Below are 3499 nucleotides of genomic sequence, written 5' to 3'. Positions count from 1 at the left end.
GTGGATATGAACACAATCCAACTGTGTTGACTGCCAGGCCGACTTCGCGAGCAAGCCCGCTCCCACAGTTGGATTGTGGGGTGTCAGGTAGAGAAGTGTTGGCTGGTAGGCCGCCATCGCAGGCAAGCCAGCTCCCACAGTTGGATTGTGGAGTGTCAGGTAGACCAGCGTAGGCTGTCAGGCCGTCACGGGAGCAAGTCCCCACCCACAAAAAAACCGGCCTTCACAGGCCGGTTTTTTAATACCACGACGTTGGCTTACAGCTTGCCAGCGTTCTCGGTCAGGTATGCCGCAACGCCTTCTGGCGAAGCGTTCATGCCTTTGTCGCCTTTTTTCCAGTTGGCAGGGCAGACTTCGCCGTGCTCTTCGTGGAATTGCAGCGCGTCGACCAGGCGGATCAGTTCTTCCATGTTACGGCCCAGCGGCAGGTCGTTGATGATCTGCGAACGAACAATGCCCTTGTCGTCGATCAGGAACGCGCCACGGAACGCCACGCCGCCTTCGGACTCAACGTCATAGGCCTTGGCGATGTCGTGCTTCATGTCGGCAGCCATGGTGTATTTGACTTTGCCGATGCCGCCATCATTGATGGCGGTGTTGCGCCAGGCGTTGTGGGTGAAGTGGGAGTCGATGGAAACCGCAACCACTTCAACGTTACGCGCCTTGAAATCGTCCATGCGGTGGTCCAGGGCGATCAGCTCCGACGGGCAGACGAAGGTGAAGTCCAGCGGGTAGAAGAACACCAGGCCGTATTTGCCTTTGATGGCTTCAGACAGTTTGAAGCTGTCTACGATTTCGCCATTGCCGAGCACGGCTGGTACGTCGAAATCCGGGGCTTGTTTACCGACGAGTACGCTCATAGGGTATCTCCTGATGTGGGGTGACGATTGAAGTAAAAGGACAGGTCGAGTCTGCCGGGGAAAATCGACAGAAACATGACGCAATCACGCTTCGTAAAGACCGACCATCATACACCGAAAAAACCGTTCGTCAGCGCATGGTCAATGTGCGCTGGATTGGGGATGAAACTATTTTGACAATCATTCTCGTTAACATTAAGATCCATCGCACTTAAGCCTCAAACCCGCGACGGTTCTCACTTATGTATGTCTGCCTCTGCACTGGCGTCACCGACGGACAAATCCGCGAAGCAATCTACGAAGGTTGCTGCAGCTATAAGGAAGTACGTGAAACCACCGGCGTAGCCAGCCAGTGTGGCAAATGTGCTTGCCTAGCCAAGCAAGTGGTACGGGAAACCCTGACGCAGCTGCAAACAGCCCAGGCCGCGCTCCCCTACCCAGCAGAATTTAAACACGCTTGAATAGGCATGTTTTTGAAGAACCGGACCTAGTGTCCGGTTTTTTTATGCCATCAATTCAAATAGTTAGCACCAAGACGCGGAACACAAACATTCTTATTCCGATTAATTTTCATTTATTATTCAATAACTTAGGTTTGACACTAGGATTTTCACCGCTCAGACTCCGCCCTATACACAGCTATTACAGGGCAGGACCCCAGTCATGAAAGGCGACATCTCAGTCATCCAGCAACTCAACAAAATCCTTGCCAATGAACTGGTCGCGATCAATCAGTACTTTCTGCATGCGCGCATGTACGACGATTGGGGCCTGGAAAAGCTCGGCAAGCGTGAATACAAAGAGTCGATCAAGGCCATGAAGGACGCCGACGCGCTGATCAAGCGCATCCTGTTCCTGGAAGGCCTACCGAACGTGCAGGACCTGGGCAAGCTGAACATCGGCGAGCATACCCAGGAAATGATCAGCAGCGACCTGGGCTTTGAGCGCAAGAGCCACAGCGATCTGAAGGCCGCTATCGCTCACTGCGAAACCAAGGGCGATTTCGGCAGCCGTGAACTGCTGGAAGATATCCTGGAAGACCAGGAAGAGCATATCGACTGGCTGGAAACCCAGTTGGGCCTGATCGACAAGGTCAGCCTGGAGAATTACCTGCAATCGCAGATGGGTGAATAACCCGTAGCATTCAGGCACAAAAAAGCCCCGCTCTCTTGTGAGAAGCGGGGCTTTTTATTGCTCGCCAATTAGGCGTCAGTCTTGACTGCTGCTTTTTGCGCCGCGCCTTTGATCAGCGTTTGCAGGGAACCATCAGCTGCCATTTCAGTGATGATGTCGCTACCGCCAACCAGCTCACCGGCTACCCATAGCTGCGGGAAAGTCGGCCAGTTGGCGTACTTTGGCAGGTTGGCGCGGATTTCAGGGTTTTGCAGGATATCCACGTAAGCGAACTTCTCGCCACATGCCATCACGGCCTGGGACGCTTTCGCGGAGAAACCGCACTGAGGCGCGTTAGGTGCGCCTTTCATGTAAAGCAGAATGGTGTTGTTGGCAATCTGCTCTTTGATCGTTTCGATGATATCCATGGAACACCTCTGCAGGAACTTTGCGACTCACGGGTCGGCACGGTGGCGCATTGTAACGCAAAAATCCAGCGGGATGCTCAGGCCGCCGCCACCTTCACCGGTACGCCGTTAAGCGCCGCATTACCCGACAACTCATCCAATTGCCGCTCGTCGGTCAAGTCATTGGCACTCGCTCCCGGCTGGCTACTCGCGATGCTCATCTGCACGCCTGGGCGACCGTGGCCCCAGCCGTGAGGCAGGCTGACCACACCCGGCATCATGTCCGCGCTGGCCACCACTTCCACTTCGATCATGCCGGTGCGCGAACTCACTCGCACGCGCTGGCCATCGCTCAACTGCCGACGGGTCAGGTCGTCGGGGTGCATCAACAGTTGATGGCGTGGCTTGCCCTTTACCAGCCGGTGATAGTTATGCATCCAGGAATTATTGCTGCGCACATGCCGTCGGCCAATCAGCAACAGTTCGTCGGCCATCGGCACCGGCTGCGCGGCGAAACGCGCCAGGTCTGCGAGGATCACGACCGGTGCTGCTTGCACCTTGCCATCCGCGGTTTTCAAACGTGCCGCGAGGTTGGGCTTGAGCGGCCCCAAGTCCATGCCATGGGGATGCTCTGCCAACATCGCCACCGATAACTTATGACTGGATGCGTCACCATAGGCACCCGCACGCAGCCCGAAGTCGATCATCTGCGCCGGTGGCAGGGTGGGCTTAAGCGCAACGCCCGTGTGCGCCGCAAATGCCTTGGCCAGGCCGACAAAGATCTCCCAGTCATGCAATGCGCCCTCAGGCTTGGGCAGGATGGCGCGATTGAAGCGCGTGACATTGCGCACCGCAAACAGATTGAAGGTGGTGTCGTAGTGATCGTTTTCCAGCGCCGAGGTGGAAGGCAGGATCAGGTCGGCATAACGCGTGGTCTCGTTGATATACAGGTCGATGCTGACCATGAATTCCAACCCGTCCAGTGCTTGCTCCAATTGGCGACCGTTAGGTGTGGACAGCACCGGGTTGCCGGCCACCGTCACCAGGGCGCGGATCTGCCCTTCACCCTCGGTCAGCATTTCTTCGGCCAGCGCCGACACCGGCAGTTCTCCACCGTAC

Annotated in this window: 5 protein-coding genes; 2 read left to right on the top strand and 3 right to left on the bottom strand. The window is 56.1% G+C overall.

The window, feature by feature from the left end:
• Positions 1 to 257: 257 nt before the first annotated feature.
• Entirely contained in the window at positions 258 to 860 is a 603-nt protein-coding gene (locus tag GIW04_RS29035) for a peroxiredoxin (protein WP_003188979.1), read from the bottom strand.
• Positions 861 to 1102: 242 nt separating this feature from the next.
• Between GIW04_RS29035 and GIW04_RS29030 the strand changes: the two genes are divergently transcribed.
• On the top strand, positions 1103 to 1321 hold the full coding sequence (locus tag GIW04_RS29030) for a bacterioferritin-associated ferredoxin (RefSeq protein ID WP_003188977.1): 219 nt from the start codon (positions 1103 to 1105) through the stop codon (positions 1319 to 1321).
• A gap of 202 nt (positions 1322 to 1523) precedes the next feature.
• On the top strand, positions 1524 to 1994 hold the full coding sequence (gene bfr / locus GIW04_RS29025) for a bacterioferritin (RefSeq protein ID WP_012722487.1): 471 nt from the start codon (positions 1524 to 1526) through the stop codon (positions 1992 to 1994).
• Between the two features lie 68 nt (positions 1995 to 2062).
• Here the strand turns inward: bfr and grxD are convergent, their stop codons facing one another.
• Both grxD and GIW04_RS29015 read right to left on the bottom strand, forming a co-directional pair.
• Complete coding sequence (gene grxD, locus GIW04_RS29020) at positions 2063 to 2401, bottom strand: Grx4 family monothiol glutaredoxin (protein ID WP_120247572.1); 339 nt, start codon at positions 2399 to 2401, stop codon at positions 2063 to 2065.
• 77 nt (positions 2402 to 2478) lie between these two features.
• Positions 2479 to 3499 (bottom strand): molybdopterin oxidoreductase family protein (locus GIW04_RS29015; protein WP_236479472.1); only part of this gene is annotated, 1021 nt, incomplete at its 5' end.

This window comes from Pseudomonas sp. PA-4-8C (assembly GCF_021606625.1).
GTDB classification, from domain to species: Bacteria; Pseudomonadota; Gammaproteobacteria; order Pseudomonadales; family Pseudomonadaceae; genus Aquipseudomonas; species Aquipseudomonas lactis.
The sequence above is the reverse complement of the archived record's forward strand: the minus strand, read 5'-3'. Positions and strand labels throughout refer to the sequence as shown.